The 14,678-nt window shown below is 73.9% G+C and carries 15 protein-coding genes and 1 pseudogene; 11 read left to right on the top strand and 5 right to left on the bottom strand.

The features are described from left to right. The 7 genes and pseudogenes from ACFPZN_RS36630 to ACFPZN_RS36600 form a co-directional block, all read left to right on the top strand. Nucleotides 1-210, top strand: a pseudogene (locus tag ACFPZN_RS36630) (cell division protein FtsZ); the annotation flags it as partial. Nucleotides 211-281: 71 nt separating this feature from the next. After that, entirely contained in the window at nucleotides 282-1,049 is a 768-nt protein-coding gene (gene pgeF, locus ACFPZN_RS36625) for a peptidoglycan editing factor PgeF (protein WP_378287049.1), read from the top strand. Then, nucleotides 1,042-1,803 carry a YggS family pyridoxal phosphate-dependent enzyme gene (locus ACFPZN_RS36620; protein ID WP_378287046.1) on the top strand — a complete coding sequence of 254 codons (762 nt, stop codon included), beginning with the start codon at nucleotides 1,042-1,044 and terminating at the stop codon, nucleotides 1,801-1,803. Before pgeF ends, ACFPZN_RS36620 begins: the two co-directional genes overlap by 8 nt. Nucleotides 1,804-1,893: 90 nt before the next feature. After that, the gene (locus tag ACFPZN_RS36615; RefSeq protein WP_378287045.1) at nucleotides 1,894-2,436 is read left to right on the top strand and encodes a cell division protein SepF; all 543 of its coding nucleotides are present in this window, start codon (nucleotides 1,894-1,896) and stop codon (nucleotides 2,434-2,436) included. Nucleotides 2,437-2,459: 23 nt separating this feature from the next. Further along, entirely contained in the window at nucleotides 2,460-2,744 is a 285-nt protein-coding gene (locus ACFPZN_RS36610) for a YggT family protein (RefSeq protein WP_378287044.1), read from the top strand. A 49-nt stretch (nucleotides 2,745-2,793) separates the two neighbouring features. Further along, nucleotides 2,794-3,726, top strand: a complete 933-nt coding sequence (locus ACFPZN_RS36605; RefSeq protein ID WP_378287043.1) for a DivIVA domain-containing protein — start codon at nucleotides 2,794-2,796, stop codon at nucleotides 3,724-3,726. A 145-nt stretch (nucleotides 3,727-3,871) separates the two neighbouring features. Beyond that, the gene (locus ACFPZN_RS36600; RefSeq protein WP_378287042.1) at nucleotides 3,872-4,846 is read left to right on the top strand and encodes a hypothetical protein; all 975 of its coding nucleotides are present in this window, start codon (nucleotides 3,872-3,874) and stop codon (nucleotides 4,844-4,846) included. A gap of 147 nt (nucleotides 4,847-4,993) precedes the next feature. Here ACFPZN_RS36600 and ACFPZN_RS36595 read toward each other — a convergent pair whose 3' ends face one another. Further along, entirely contained in the window at nucleotides 4,994-5,740 is a 747-nt protein-coding gene (locus tag ACFPZN_RS36595) for a DUF1707 SHOCT-like domain-containing protein (protein ID WP_378287041.1), read from the bottom strand. Between the two features lie 82 nt (nucleotides 5,741-5,822). Next, on the bottom strand, nucleotides 5,823-9,005 hold the full coding sequence (gene ileS / locus ACFPZN_RS36590) for an isoleucine--tRNA ligase (protein WP_378287040.1): 3,183 nt from the start codon (nucleotides 9,003-9,005) through the stop codon (nucleotides 5,823-5,825). A 976-nt stretch (nucleotides 9,006-9,981) separates the two neighbouring features. Between ileS and ACFPZN_RS36585 the strand changes: the two genes are divergently transcribed. Genes ACFPZN_RS36585 through ACFPZN_RS36575 form a run of 3 tightly spaced genes read left to right on the top strand, consistent with a single transcriptional unit; the run spans nucleotide 9,982 to nucleotide 11,962 of the window. Then, complete coding sequence (locus ACFPZN_RS36585) at nucleotides 9,982-10,383, top strand: TraR/DksA family transcriptional regulator (protein ID WP_378287048.1); 402 nt, start codon at nucleotides 9,982-9,984, stop codon at nucleotides 10,381-10,383. Further along, nucleotides 10,356-11,033 carry a signal peptidase II gene (gene lspA, locus ACFPZN_RS36580; RefSeq protein WP_378287039.1) on the top strand — a complete coding sequence of 226 codons (678 nt, stop codon included), beginning with the start codon at nucleotides 10,356-10,358 and terminating at the stop codon, nucleotides 11,031-11,033. Before ACFPZN_RS36585 ends, lspA begins: the two co-directional genes overlap by 28 nt. Next, entirely contained in the window at nucleotides 11,033-11,962 is a 930-nt protein-coding gene (locus tag ACFPZN_RS36575; protein ID WP_378287038.1) for an RluA family pseudouridine synthase, read from the top strand. The genes lspA and ACFPZN_RS36575 overlap by 1 nt, the downstream gene beginning before the upstream one ends. Nucleotides 11,963-11,966: 4 nt before the next feature. On the opposite strand, the gene ACFPZN_RS36570 is transcribed toward ACFPZN_RS36575, so the two are convergent. From ACFPZN_RS36570 to ACFPZN_RS36560, 3 genes are read right to left on the bottom strand one after another with little or no spacing between them, the layout of a single operon-like run. Continuing rightward, nucleotides 11,967-12,278: an AzlD domain-containing protein gene (locus ACFPZN_RS36570; RefSeq protein WP_378287037.1), complete on the bottom strand. Its 312-nt coding sequence runs from the start codon at nucleotides 12,276-12,278 to the stop codon at nucleotides 11,967-11,969. Then, on the bottom strand, nucleotides 12,275-13,048 hold the full coding sequence (locus tag ACFPZN_RS36565; protein WP_378287036.1) for an AzlC family ABC transporter permease: 774 nt from the start codon (nucleotides 13,046-13,048) through the stop codon (nucleotides 12,275-12,277). Before ACFPZN_RS36565 ends, ACFPZN_RS36570 begins: the two co-directional genes overlap by 4 nt. A gap of 11 nt (nucleotides 13,049-13,059) precedes the next feature. Continuing rightward, the gene (locus ACFPZN_RS36560) at nucleotides 13,060-13,422 is read right to left on the bottom strand and encodes a chorismate mutase (RefSeq protein ID WP_378287035.1); all 363 of its coding nucleotides are present in this window, start codon (nucleotides 13,420-13,422) and stop codon (nucleotides 13,060-13,062) included. 288 nt (nucleotides 13,423-13,710) lie between these two features. Here ACFPZN_RS36560 and ACFPZN_RS36555 point away from each other — a divergent pair, with 288 nt between their 5' ends. After that, nucleotides 13,711-14,565, top strand: a complete 855-nt coding sequence (locus tag ACFPZN_RS36555) for an AraC family transcriptional regulator (protein ID WP_378287034.1) — start codon at nucleotides 13,711-13,713, stop codon at nucleotides 14,563-14,565. The last annotated feature ends 113 nt before the right edge of the window (nucleotides 14,566-14,678 follow it).

Raw genomic sequence — 14,678 nt, 5'->3', positions numbered from 1 at the left:
GGCGCCGGCCGCGGGACCGGCGCCGACGGCGGTGCCGCGGACGAGCCGGACGAGAGCCTCCGGCTGCCCGCGCCGCGCAACCCCGAGCAGTCGGCCACCCGCGTGCACGCGGGCGAGTCCGACAGCGGCTCCGCCGCGACCGGGCAGCGCCGCCGTCCCGTCGTGTTCGACGAGGACGACGACCTCGACGTCCCCGACTTCCTGAAGTGACCGTCCACACGCCCGGCACGGCCGGGCCCGCCGGCGGGCCCGGCCCCAGGGTGCCGGCCGGCGGCCACCGCATGATCACGCGCGTCGCGCTGGCGGAGGGGATCGGCGCCGCGTTCACCGCGCGGGCCGGCGGCGTCAGCGAGGGCCCCTACGACTCCTTCAACCTCGGCGGCGCGGTCGGCGACGACCCGGCCGCGGTCCGCGCCAACCGGAGCCGCGCCGAGACCGCCCTCGGCCTCGCCCCCGGCCGCACCGTCTGGATGCGGCAGGTGCACGGCGCCGACGTGCGCGTCGTCACCGGCCCCGACGATGTCGACGGGGCGGCGGACGGCGCCCCCGCGGTCGACGCGCTGGTCACCACCGTCCCCGGGCTGGCGCTGGCGGTGCTGGTCGCCGACTGCGCGCCGGTGCTGCTCGCCGATTCCGTGGCCGGGGTGGTGGGCGCCGCGCACTCCGGGCGTCCGGGCACCGCGCTCGGGGTCGTCCCGGCACTGGTCGCCCGCATGCGGGAGCAGGGCGCCGAGCCCGGCCGGATCTCCGCCGCGATCGGCCCGGCGGCCTGCGGCGGCTGCTACGAGGTGCCCGCCGCCATGCGCGACGAGGTCGCCGCCGCCGTCCCCGCCGCCCGCGCCACCACCCGGGCGGGCACGCCCGGCCTGGACATCCGGGCCGGGATCGTCGAGCAGCTCGCCGGATGCGGGGTGACCGACGTCCAGGTCGACCCGCGCTGCACCATCGAGACCCCCAAGCTCTTCTCCTACCGCCGTGAGGGCCGCACTGGGCGGTTCGCCGGGTATGTCTGGCTCGATGGCGGTGCCGAGCGGTACGCGGATGCCTGACGCGCCGCCAGGGCGCGTCCCCGGCGAGGGGCCCGGGCAGGGTCTCCGGGAGCGGAGCGAGGAGCTGGCGGCCAACCTCGCCGAAGTCCGCGAGCGGATCGCCGCCGCGTGCTCCGCGGCCGGGCGCGACCCCGGCGAGGTCACGCTGGTGGCGGTCACCAAGACCTTCCCGGCCTCCGACGTACGGCTGCTGGCCGGACTGGGCCTCACCGACGTCGCCGAGAACCGCGACCAGGAGGCCGCGCCCAAGGCGGCCGCCACCGCCGGGCTCCCGCTGACCTGGCACTTCGTGGGGCAGCTGCAGACCAACAAGGCGCGCTCGGTGGCGTCCTACGCCGATGTGGTGCAGTCGGTCGACCGTCCCAGGCTCGCCGCCGCGCTGTCGACCGCGGCCGTACGGCTCGGCCGCACACTGCGCTGCATGATCCAGGTCTCCCTCGACGAGCCCGGCCCGGACCGCGGCGAACGCGGCGGCGTCGCGCCCGCCGACGTGCCCGCGCTGGCCGACGCGATCGCGGCGGCCGAGGGGCTGACCCTGGACGGGGTGATGGCGGTCGCGCCGCTGGGCGGCGACCCGCGACCGGCCTTCGAGCGGCTGGCCGGCATCGCCGCCGACCTGCGGAAGGCGCACCCCGGCGCCGATGCCATATCGGCGGGTATGAGCGGTGATCTGGAGCCCGCGATCGGGTGTGGCGCGACACACCTGCGGATCGGTACGGCGTTGCTCGGCGGCCGACAGGCAATCGTCAGGTAATGTCCCCCCAGTGGTACCTGCCGAAACGGCGGACCACGCAGATGGAGCAGTCCGACGGCGGTGCCGGGGCCACAGGACGACGGAGGGCATATGGCCAGCGCGATGCGCAAGATGGCGGTCTACCTCGGCCTTGTGGAGGACGACCGCTACGACGACAAGTACGACTACGACGAGTACGAGACGTACGACGACGATACCGACCCGGGACAGGGTCGGCAGGGTCGGCTCCGCGAGGAGGAATCCGGCGGTCAGCTTACCCGAGCCGAGGATGCCGCGGACCGGGAACGCGATCATCACGCCTCGCCCGCCGCCGAGCGGCGCTCGGTGGCGCTCTACGAGTCGGGTACCACCGACCTCGCGCGAATCACTACGCTGCACCCAAGGACCTACAACGAGGCAAGGACCATCGGGGAGCACTTCCGTGAGGGGACACCCGTCATCATGAACCTGACCGAGATGGTCGACAGCGACGCCAAGAGGCTGGTCGACTTCGCGGCGGGTCTGGTGTTCGGCCTGCACGGGAGCATAGAGCGTGTTACGAACAAGGTGTTCCTCCTGTCACCCGCCAACGTCGAGGTGACGGCGGAGGACAAGGCCCGGATGGCAGAACGAGGGTTCTTCAACCAAAGCTGACAGGCACATGTGAGAGTGGCTCCGTGACAATCGTAGGAACCGTGCTGGCGTTCGTCCTCTACATCTTCCTCCTGTTCCTGATCGGGAGGCTGATCCTGGAGGTCCTGCAGTCGTTCGCACGGTCATGGCGTCCCACCGGAGTGGTGCTGGTGATCGCCGAGGCCACCTACACCATCACCGATCCGCCACTGAAACTCCTGAGACGTTTCATCCCGCCCATCCGTCTGGGTAACGTGGCGTTGGACCTCAGCTTCACTGTCCTCATCCTTGTGGTCTGGGTCATGATCATCTTCGTGCAGAGGCTCTGATCGGATACCGTCCTTTGGGACAGACTCCAAGCGCGCCAAGGAGACGAACATGCCGCTGACACCCGCCGATGTGCGGAACAAGCAGTTCAGTACCACCAGGCTGAGGCCGGGGTACGACGAGGAGGAGGTGGACGCCTTCCTCGACGAGGTCGAGGCCGAGCTCGACCGCCTCATCCAGGAGAACGAGGAGCTGCGGGCCAAGCTCGCCGAGTGCCTGCGCGGCAAGGTCCCCGCGATGGCCGCGCCCATCGTCGAGCCCAAGCCGGACGTGGCCAAGATCCCCGAGCCGCCCCGGCCGCCCGAGCCGATGCAGCCGCAGCCCGAGCCCGAGCCGGCGCTCGGCGGCGGGCTGGGCATGGCCCCCGCGCCCTCCGGCGAGGACAACATGGACACCGCGGCGCGCGTGCTGGCGCTGGCGCAGCAGACCGCCGACCAGGCGATCGCGGACGCCCGCCGGGAGGCCGACGAGACCCTGGGCCGCGCCCGCCGCGAGGCCGAGGAGATCCTCGGCAAGGCCCGCCGGCAGGCCGACCAGATCGTCAGCGAGGCCCGCTCCCGCGCCGAGGCCCTCGACCGCGACGCCCAGGAGCGGCACCGCCAGGTCATGGGCTCGCTCGTGCAGCAGCGCGAGGAGCTCGAGCGCGAGGTCGACAACCTGCGCGCGTTCGAGCGGGAGTACCGCAGCCGCCTCAAGGTCTACCTCGAGGGGCAGCTGCGCGACCTGGAGGCCGGAAGCACCGAGACCGGAGGCTTCCCCGCCGTCCCCGCCGCCCCGGCCGGGCAGCAGGTCGGCCCCAGCGGCCCGCCGACCGGTCCGCAGCCGGCCATCCCGCACGACAACCGCAACGGCGCCGCGGGCGGCAACCCCACCGGCCCCGGAACCTTCCCGCCCCCCGAGCCGGCCCAGCACCAGCAGGTCCAGCACTCGGCCACCGGCGCGTTCCACGCGGGCGGCGACAACCCGCCGCACGAGAGGCGCTGAACCAGCCCTCGCGGACGATAGTGTCGTCCCGTTCGCCGCGCCGCGGATGGCACCGCCGCCATCCCGGCGGCGTTTCGGAGCATCGGCGGTGGCCCCCGGCCGTGGACGGCACGGGGGATGCGGGCTGTGAAGGGGGAGAGACCCTGTGATCATCCTGAGCGGCGTCCTCGTCGTCGTGGCGATCGCCCTGCTGGTGGCGGGGATCGTCGCGGGCAACGGAGAGAGCGCCCAGGTCCTCGGCCTGGACGCGCTGGTGGTGATCTACATCTCGATCGCCGTCAGCGTCGTGTCGGCGCTGTGCCTGGCCATCGGGGTCTTCCTGAGACGCAAGGAGCTGTTCGGCTCCGGCGCACCGGCCGCCAAGAGGACCCGGCAGCCCGCCAAGCCCAAGGGCAAGAAGAAGCCCGAGCGCCCCGCGGCCCGCTCGAAGACCCCCGCCCCGCCTCCCGGCGACGACACGGTGCGGATCCAGCCGCCGTCCGCCGAGGTCCCCGACGACGCCGTCGTGTACGTGGTCCGCGGCCGCAAGCGCTACCACCTCGACACCTGCCGCCAGCTGGCGGGACGCGACCGCGAGGAGCTCACCTACGCGGAGGCGAAGGAAGAGGGCTTCAGCCCCTGCACCGCCTGCATGCCCGACACCGCCCTGGCGGCCCGAGCCGCGGTGACCGTCCCCGCGGGCAAGACCGCCGCCAAGACCGCCGAGATCCCCGTCCCCGCCGACTCGCCCCCGGACCCCCTCTCCAAGCCGGAGACCAAGGCGTCCGGTGTAACCGAGGCACCGGCGGACGAGACCTCGCCCCTCCGCGCCGACCCGCCGGCCACGAGCCCCGCGCCGGCCCGCGAGCCCGAGGCCGGATCCGGCCACCCGGCCGAGCCCACCGCCCCGCTCCCGTCGGCCTGGCCCGCTCCGGCGACGGCCGCCGACATCCCCGCGGAGAGGACCCCCGGGGACGACGTGACGGTGCGGATCCTCAGCGGCACCAAGCGCTACCACCGCGTCGACTGCGCCCTGATCGAGGACATCGGCGACGAGACCGAAGACCTGGAGTCCGTCTCCCGGGCCGAGGCCAAGACCCGAGGCTGCACCCCCTGCCTCGTCTGCCAGCCCGATGCGTGACGCGTAACATCCTCCGCTTGGCCGCGGCCGCGCGGAGCGCCGCTTCGGGGGATCACTCGCCCCGCAACAGCCGCAACGGCGACCGCCGAACACTGTCCGGCCCGTAGCGGAGCGCCAGCGGAGTGGAGGGTCGCCCCTCCACAATGACTAGCGTGACTCTCGTTGGCGGCGTAGGTGTTCGCGGCGTTGGTCTCGGAGTTGCCGGATCTGCTCGCGGTGGTCCTCGCGCATCTGGAGGTGCTGCTGGTGCAGGCTGTGGCGTTCGCGGCGGTGGTCGGCGCGGGTGGTGCCCATCTCGCTGCGGCTCGCGGTCACGCCGCCGAACAGGGCCGTTCCGTTGAGGCGGATGACCGGGGCGTCCGGGGAGTCGGTGTCGTCTTCGGGGAGGTCCACGCCGCCGAAGACGGCGGAGATGGAGCTCACCAGCCGTACGCCCGGGGGGACGGTGATGTCCACGCCGCCGAAGACGCAGGTGATGGTGAGGGTGACCTCGCGCTGGGAGAGGACGGCCTGGCGGAAGTCCAGCTCGGCGCCGCCGAAGACGCAGGTCACGGTGGTCTCCGGTTCGACGAGCCAGCGGCCGCGGCGCTCGGCGCCCGCGAAGACGGCCACGACGGAGGGCGGCTGCGGTTCGGGCGGCGGCAGGCTCGGTTCCTTCTCCAGTCGCACCCGTGGTTCGGGGGCGGCGGGCAGGTCGCTGAGGACGGGCTCCAGGTCGGCGTAGGTCTTGGCGCGGTAGACCACGTCGATGCGCTCGGCGTGTTCCTCCGGGGTGATGCGCCCTTCGGCCAGGGCCTCCCGGAGACGGTCCGAGACCCGGTCGCGGTCGGCGTCGGAGGCGCGCAGCGCCGATCCCGGGTCCGGGGCCGGTTCGGAGGGCTCGTTCGCGTTCACGCCCTCCATCATCGCAAACGCGATGTGTCTCGAATAGGGCTTCGGCGGCATTCGTCGTGCGAATGCCGCCGAAGCGCCCCGGTCAGCTCTTGCGGAGCCAGAAGGTCAGGCCGAGCTCGTCGTCCTGCAGAGCGGGCAGGTCCAGGTCGGGCCGGCCCTCCCGGACGCTCGCGGCCAGGACCTCGCCGGCCAGTTCGGACTCGTGCGCGCGCAGCGCCTCGGCGAGGTCGTCGCCGGCGGCCCGCCACCACAGCTCGATCCGGTCGGTGACGTCGAGCCCCGAGGACTTGCGGCCGTCCTGGACGAGCCGCACGGCCTCGCGGACCAGCCCGGCGCGCCGCAGTTCGGGCGTGACGGTCAGGTCCAGCGCGACGCTCTCGCCGCCGGCGCTCTCCACCGCCCAGCCGGTGCGCGGCCGCTCGGTGACGATCACCTCGTCCGGGGAGAGCGCGACGGCGCCGAGGTCGCCCGCCTCGACCGTGACGGTGCCGTCGGCGCGCAGCGCGGCTACCAGCCCGGCGGCGTCGGCGCCGGTCACCGCCTTGGCCACCTTCGGGGTGTCCTTGGCGAACCGCTTGCCCAGCTCGCGGAAGTTGGGCTTGACCTCGTACTCGACCAGGTCGCCGCCGATCGTGGAGAGCTCCTCGAACGCCTGGACGTTCAGCTCCTCGGCGATCTGGGCGCGCAGCTCGGCGGGGAGCGCCGCCCAGCCCTGGGCGCCCACCAGGGCGCGGCCGAGGGGCTGCCGGGTGCGGACGCCGCTGCCCGCCCGCGCGGCCCGGCCCAGCTCCACCAGGCGCCGGACGAGGGCCATCTGGGACGACAGCGTCGCGTCCAGGAGGTCCTCCCGGACGGTGGGGAAGTCGGTCAGGTGGACCGACTCGGGGGCGTCGGCCGGGCGGATGACGTTCCACATGTAGTCGGTGAGGAACGGCACCATCGGGGCCATCAGCCGTGTCAGGGTCTCCAGGCACTCGTAGAGGGTGGCGAACGCGGCGGCGCCGCCGGGAGTGTCCGGGCCCTCCCAGAACCGCCGCCGGGAGCGCCGCACGTACCAGTTGGACAGGTCGTCGACGAACTCGGCCAGCCGGCGCCCGGCCGCGGCCGAGTCGAACCCGTCGAGGGCGCCGTCGACGTCGCGGACGGTGCGGTGCAGCTCGGCCAGGGCCCAGCGGTCCAGCAGGGGCCGGTCGGCCGGGGCGGGCGCCTCGGCCATCCGGTCGGGGGTCCACGCGCGGCCGTCCTGGGCCTCGGCCGCGTTGGCGTACAGGACCAGGAACGAGGCGGTGTTCCAGTACGTGAGGAGCACCTTGCGGACGATCTCCTCGATGGCCCCGTGCCCGACCCGCCGGGCCGCCCACGGCATGCCGCTGGCGAGCATGAACCAGCGCAGCGCGTCGGCGCCGTGCTCGTCCATCAGCGGGATGGGCCGCAGCACGTTGCCCAGGTGCTTGCTCATCTTGCGGCCGTCCTCGGCCAGGATGAGGCCCAGGCAGAGGACGTTCTCGTAGGACGACCGGTCGAAGACCAGCGTGCCGACCGCCATCAGGGAGTAGAACCAGCCACGGGTCTGGTCCTGGGCCTCGCAGATGTACTGGGCCGGGTAGGAGGATTCGAAGACCTCCTTGTTGCGGTGGGGGGCGCCCCACTGCGCGAACGGCATCGACCCCGAGTCGTACCAGGCGTCGATGACGTCGGGCACGCGCCGCGCCTCCTCGCCGCACTGGGGGCAGGGCAGCGTGACGTCGTCGACGTAGGGGCGGTGGGGGTCGAGCTTGGACAGGTCGCGCCCGGCCAGCTCGCCCAGCTCCTCGAGAGAGCCGACGCAGGTGATGTGGTCCTCGTCGGCGCCGCACACCCACAGCGGCAGGGGGGTGCCCCAGTAGCGGCTGCGCGACAGCGACCAGTCGACGTTGTTGCGCAGCCACTCCCCGTACCGGCCCTCCTTGACGGTCTCGGGGAACCAGTTGGTCTTGGCGTTCTCCTCCAGCAGCCGGTCCTTGACGGCGGTGGTGCGGATGTACCAGGACGGCAGCGCGTAGTAGAGGAGCGGGGTGTGGCAGCGCCAGCAGTGCGGGTAGCTGTGGTCGAAGTGGCCGCCGCGGAACAGCAGCCCCCGGGCGCGCAGGTCGTCGGTCAGCGCCTCGTCGGCGTCCTTGAAGAACTTGCCGCCGACCAGGGGGACGTCCCGCAGGAACCGGCCGTCGGGGCCGACCGGGTTGACGATCGGCATGCCGTAGTTCTTGCACACGGTCATGTCGTCGGCGCCGAACGCGGGCGCCTGGTGGACCAGGCCGGTGCCGTCCTCCACGGTGACGTAGTCGCCCAGGACCACGTAGTGGGCGTCGGGGATGTCGACCAGGTCGAACGGGCGCCGGTAGGAGGTGCGCTCCAGCTCGGTGCCCTGGAAGGTCGCCAGCCGCTCGGCGCCCTCGCCCAGGACCTGGTCGAGCAGGGGCTCGGCCACCACGAGCACCTCGTCGGAGCCCGCGGGGCGGGCGGCGACGTAGGTGACGTCGGGGTGCACGGCCACCGCGGTGTTGGACACCAGGGTCCAAGGGGTGGTCGTCCAGATGAGGAGGGCGGCGCCCAGCTCGGCCAGCGGGCCGGAGGTGGCGGGCATCCGCACGTACACCGAGGGGCTGGTGACGGTCTCGTACCCGCCGGGCTGGCCCAGCTCGTGGTCGGACAGGCCGGTGCCGCAGCGCGGGCAGTACGGCGTGATGCGGAAGTCGCGGAACAGCAGCCCCCTGTCGAAGATGACCTTCAGGGACCACCAGACGGACTCGACGTACTCGGGGTCCATCGTGCGGTACGCCTGGGCGGTGTCGGCCCAGAAGCCCATCCGCTCGGACATCTCCTCGAAGGCGTCCACGTGCCGCAGCACCGACTCCCGGCACCGCGCGTTGAACTCGGCGATGCCGTAGGACTCGATGTCGCGCTTGCCGGTGAGGCCCAGCTCCTTCTCCACGGCCACCTCGACCGGCAGGCCGTGGCAGTCCCAGCCGGCCTTGCGGGGGACGTGGTAGCCCTTCATGGTGCGGTAGCGCGGGAAGACGTCCTTGAACACCCGGGCCTCGACGTGGTGGACGCCGGGCATGCCGTTGGCGGTGGGCGGGCCCTCGTAGAACAGCCAGCGGGGGCCCGAGGCGGTGCGTTCCAGCGACCGCTCGAACACCTTGCCGTCCTGCCAGCGGCGCAGCATCTCCCGCTCCAGGGCGGGCAGATCGACCTGCGCGGGCAGGGGCGGGAATTTGCGGGTCACGGGACGGACCTCCGGATCGACGCGTACGGCACGTGGACCGGAGGGACGAGACCTCCGCCAGGCGCTGGGCCGGGCCGGATCCCGCGGTACCACCCTCCTTGACCGCGCCGGAAGGGCGCGATCCGCTTCGTTCGAGTCTCGGCTGCCGGGTCTACTGCGCCGGCCCGGCTCCCGGCGGGCCGGCCCCGAGGGCGGCTTCCGGTGCGGTCCGGCGGTTCTTCCGGCGGCTCCGGGGTGATCAGACCGCCGGGCTCGCCTCCGGGCTCGCACCGTCCCCGGATCGCTCGTGGCTGCTTGCGGCGGCAGGTGTCCCCGTCAAGGCCTGCCGACATGACTGCTCGCTGAGAGGTTAACGCACCACCGCGCAAAACTCTTCCCATTTCAGCGGCGGCGGGCGCCCCGGGGAGCGTTTCGACGCAGGTCACGGCGCAGATTGTGGCGGTCGGGGGGTTCTCGGCGCGCCGTCACGGGGCATATGCGGCCTGTGATGCACCCAGGTTGTTTGCCGTGCCGCGAAAGGGGACCTATGCTGCCCGCACTGCCTGTCGAGAAGATCAGCGCGAGAGGGGCCGACATGGCCGGCGCGGGGAGGGGCGAGCCGTCCGCCGCCCGTATCACCGGCTCCCAGCCCACGGGCACCGGGAGCGGCGGCGATCCCGTCGACGCCGCCGCCGGCACGGGCGCCGGGAAGGGCGCCGCGGCACGCCCGGCCGCCAAGCGCTCCAAGGCCGCCGAGCCCGCCGAGGCGAGCAAGCCCGCCGCCAAGCCGGCCAAGTCCGCGGCCAAGGCGCCGGCCGCCAAGCGCGGAGCCGCGCCCCGGTCGAAGGCCGCCCGCGACGCGTCCGCCCGGGACACGTCGCCGAGGGAGGACGGCGCCGCGCCGGACGCCCCCGAGGCCGTTCCCGCGCAGGAGCACCGGGTCAGGAGGGCGGCGCCGTCCGCCGAGACCGGATCCGCCCGCACCGGCGGCGGGACGGTGGCGGCCAAGGCGGCGACCCTGCCCGTCCGCGAGGGCGAGGACCGCTGGACGGCCGCCGAGCTGGCCGGGGTGCGGGCCGCCCTGGAGGAGCAGATCGCCGGCCTGGAGGCGGAGATCACCGCCTCCACCACCCAGATCGCCGAGGGCGACAACGCCGACGGCGCGGGGGACGACCAGGCCGACACCGGCGCCAAGACCTACGAGCGCGAGCACGAGCTGGCGCTGACCTACAATTCGCGTGACCTGCTCGCCCAGTCCGAGCGGGCCGTCCAACGGATCGACGCGGGCACGTACGGGATCTGCGAGTCCTGCGGGAAGCCGGTAGGCAAGGCGCGCCTGCAGGCCTTCCCCCGTGCGACGCTATGCGTGTCATGCAAACAACGCGAGGAACGTCGCTGAACGACGCAACCAACTACGAGAGCGAGGCCGGGGGATCTGCCGGATCACCTCGGCCGCGCCGTGTCGGCGTACTGATCACGGTCGCGCTGACCGCCCTGGCCCTGGACGTGGTCACCAAGATCGTCGTGGTGGCCACGCTGCAGGACCGCGAGCCGATCGAGCTGCTGGGCGGCCTGCTGACGCTGCGCGAGACGCGCAACAGCGGCGCCGCGTTCTCCATCGGCACCGGCTACACGGTGGTGTTCACGCTGATCGCCTGCGGGGTGGTGATCGCCATCCTGCGCACCGCCCGCAACCTGCGCTCGGTGCCCTGGGCGGTGTGCCTGGGCCTGCTGCTGGGCGGCGCGGTCGGCAACCTGATCGACCGGATGCTGCGCGCCCCCGCCCCGCTGAAGGGGCACGTGGTCGACTGGATCGAGGTGCCGAACTGGCCGGTGTTCAACCTGGCCGACTCGGCGATCGTCTGCGGCGGCGTGCTGGCGGTGCTGCTGGCGGCCCGCGGGCTGCAGATCGACGGCACCCGCATCGGCGGCAAGGAGTCCCGGGACGCCGAGGACGCCGAGGACTCCAAGGAACCCGACGGCCCCAAGGGCTCCGACGGCGACGGCCCCGGTGCCGACCACGACCCGGCGCCTGGGGAGAAGGCCTGATGGGGGACGTGCGCAGCCTCCCGGTCCCCGACGGCCTGGAGGGCGAGCGGATCGACGCGGCCCTGGCGCGGCTGTTCGGGCTGTCCCGCAGCCGGGCCGCCGACATCATCGCCGCGGGGGACGTCCTGCTCGACGGCAACGAGGTGGCCAAGTCCGACCGCGTGCACGGCGGCGCCTGGCTGGAGGTGACGCTCCCGCCGCCGCCGACCGCGCCCGCCCCGGTGGCCGAGCCGATCCCCGGCATGGGGATCCTGTACGAGGACGACGACATCGTGGTGGTCGACAAGCCGACCGGCGTCGCCGCCCACCCGACCACCGGCTGGAACGGCCCGACCGTGCTGGGCGGGCTGCTGGGGGCCGGGCACACGGTGGCCACCGGCGGCGCCGCCGAGCGGCAGGGCATCGTCCACCGGCTGGACGCCAACACCACCGGCGCGATGGTCGTCGCCAAGAGCGAGCTCGCCTACTCCCGGCTGAAGCGGGCGTTCAAGGAGCGCACCGTCGACAAGCGCTACCAGGCGCTGGTGCAGGGCCACCCCGACCCGTTCCGCGGGACGATCGACGCCCCGATCGACCGGCACCCCTCGGGCGACGGCCGGTTCGCCGTGGTGGCGGGCGGCAAGCCGTCGGTCACCCACTACGACACGGTCGAGGCCTACCGGGCGGCGACCCTGCTCGACATCGACCTGGAGACGGGCCGCACCCACCAGATCCGGGTGCACATGTCGGCCGTCCGGCATCCGTGCGTGGGCGACATGGCCTACGGGGCCGACCCGACCCTGGCCGCCCGGCTGGGGCTGCGCCGGCAGTGGCTGCACGCGGCGCGGCTGGGCTTCGAGCACCCGGCCACCGGCGAGCGGGTGGAGTTCGAGAGCCGCTACCCCGACGACCTGGCCCGCGCGCTGGAGATCATCGAGGCCGAGTCGTAGCCGCTCAGCCGAGCAGCCGCAGCCCGGCGGCGACGGCCGCGGCGGCGACGAGCACCACCAGGAAGGGCGCCCGCAGCAGCAGCGCCACGACGGCCGCGGCGAGCCCGGCGAGCCGCGGCCCGTCGAACTCCAGCGCCCGGCCGTCCGGGGCCAGGGCCTGGACGGCGATCAGCGCGGTCAGCAGCGCGACCGGCACCAGGTCGGTGAACCGGCGCACGCGCGGGTCGTCCAGCACCCGCTGCGGGGTGACCAGCCCGCCCAGCTTGAGCAGGTAGCAGCCGGCGGCGGTGGCCAGCACCGCGATCCACACGCTCATGACGCGCGCCCTTCCCCGTCCCTGTCCCCGGTGCCGCTGCGGCGCTCGCCGGGCAGCACGAGCGCGACCAGCGCGGCGACGGCGGCGAGCATCACCGGGATCCCGGCGGGCAGCAGCGGGGTCGTGCCCAGCGCGATCACCGCGGCGCCCGCCGCGACCCGGCCCTCGGTGCGGCCCGCGGTGAGCCGCGGCCACAGCAGCGCCAGGAAGACCGCGGGCCCGAGCACGTCCAGGCCGAGCGACTCCGGGTCGCCCAGCCGGGCCGCGCCCAGCGCGCCCAGCAGCGTGGTCAGGTTCCAGGTGAGGTAGATGCTGATCGCGGTGACGTAGAAGCCGACGCGGGCGGTGGCCCGGTCGGGCTGGGCGTTCGCCACGGCCGTGGTCTCGTCGATGACCACCTGCGCGGTCAGCAGCCGCCGCACGCCCCGTACCCGCAGCAGGCCGGCCAGCCGCAGCCCGTACAGGGCGTTGCGGCCGCCCAGCAGCACCGCGCCGAGGGCGCCGGTCGCCAGGTTGCCGCCCGCGCCGATCACGCCGACCAGCGCGAACTGTGAGGCGCCGGTGAAGGCCAGCAGGCTGAGCGCGCACGCCTGCGCCACCGTCAGCCCGGCCGTGATCGCCGCCGCTCCGAACGCCAGCCCCGAGACCCCGACCGCCAGGCCGACGCCCAGGCCGTCCCGTACCGCGGCGGAGCGCTCCGGGGAGCCGCCGCGGGCGCGCGGGTCCCGGGCCGCCGCCGTCCCCGCGTCCGCCGATTCCGTCGCTTCCATGCCGGGGGACGCTAGCCGCCGGCCCCGGCCGGGTCTTGAACGTTCTTGCGCCCGCCGGGATCGCGCTCGGCGGCGTCCAGGCCCGCCTCGATGACGGCGTTCATGATCCGGGCCAGGTGGCCGGGCGCGAGGGACGGGGCGTGCCGGGACATGGCGGCGACGATGCGGCGCTCGCGCTCGGGGTCGCGGCCGGCGAAGCCGCCGACGGGCTTGAGCCGCTGGACGACCCCGGCGACGGCGGCGCGGCGCTCCAGCAGCGCGGCCAGCACGGCGTCGAGGCCGTCGATGGCGGCGCGGGCGTCGTCGACCGTGGCCAGGTCCTCGGGGCGGGGCAGAGGCACGGTGAGCAGCTCGGGGTCGGGGTGGGCGGTCATGTCGGGTGTCCCTCTCTCGCGGCGGCCGTCCGCGCCGGAGGAGGTCCGTCCGTGCCCGGGGCCGCTGTCTCGGAAATGAGAAAGGCAGAGCCCTGTCGAGGGCTCCGCCTGCTGCCGGCTCCGGGGTCGTCGCTCAGGTCGCGCCGACCGGCTCGCCCGGAGCCGGCTGCGTAAACCTGGAATAGCGACGTTCCACGCTCCGATGGTAGGCCGGAGTGACGGCATCGCGCCAATCCCCGGAACCTCCGTCTCATCATCCGAGACCGTCCGGCGGATAGCATGTCAGGCATGACCAGCGAGGTCGCACATTACTGGAGCCACGCGGCCCTGCCCGGGGTCGACCTGCTGCGGGCCCGCTTCGTGACCCACAGGTTCACCCGCCACACCCACGACGGCTACGCCATCGCCCTGATCGAGTCCGGCGTGGAGGAGTTCGAGTACGGGGGGAGCGTCGAGCGCGCCGGGGCCGGCGCGCTGGGCCTCGTCAACCCCGGCGTGGTGCACAGCGGCTACGCGGGGGTCCCCGGCGGCTGGTCCTACCGCGTGCTGTACCCGTCCATCGAGGTGATGAGCGGCATCGCCGCCGATCTCGGCGCCCCGCCGGGCACCCCGTACTTCCCCGAACCGGTCGTGGCGGACCCCGAGGCGGCCCGGCTGCTGCGCGCCGTCCACCGTTCCGGCGAGCACGGGGACGCGCTGGCGACCTCCTCGCTGTTCCGCGCCGCCGTGGCGAGCCTGCTGCGCCATGCCCGCCCCTCCGGGAGGAGCGCCTTCGCCCCGGCCCCGGACAGCATGCCCGAGGCCGTCCGGACGGCCCGTGAGATCCTTCACGAGAACCTGCTGGATCCGCCGTCGCTGGAGTCCCTCGCGGACGGCGTCGGGGTCGGCGCGTTCCGCCTGCTGCGGGCTTTCCGGACGGCCACCGGCCTGCCGCCGCACGCGTACCTGAACCAGGTCCGGGTGCGGGAGGCCCGCCGGCTGCTGGACGCGGGGCTGCGGCCCGCCGAGGTCGCGGCCCGCACCGGTTTCGCCGACCAGGCCCATCTGACCCGCCACTTCAAGCGGACCGTCGGCGTGCCGCCGGGCGCCTACCGGGACGCCATGGGCGCGGGTCCGAAACACGGCACGGAACGTACACGGTGATGAGCCCCTCGTAACGGGCCATCCGGGCTCAAGCGGGCATCGGAGTGTCGGGGCCCATGGGGTCCATGGGGCGGGTTAGGCTCTCAGAACCGCGCCGTCCCGGACGCCGATCC

The organism is Actinomadura rugatobispora (genome assembly GCF_042656285.1).
GTDB classification, from domain to species: Bacteria; Actinomycetota; Actinomycetes; order Streptosporangiales; family Streptosporangiaceae; genus Spirillospora; species Spirillospora rugatobispora.
Note: the sequence above shows the minus strand (reverse complement) of the source record. Positions and strands in the feature narration are given on the sequence as shown.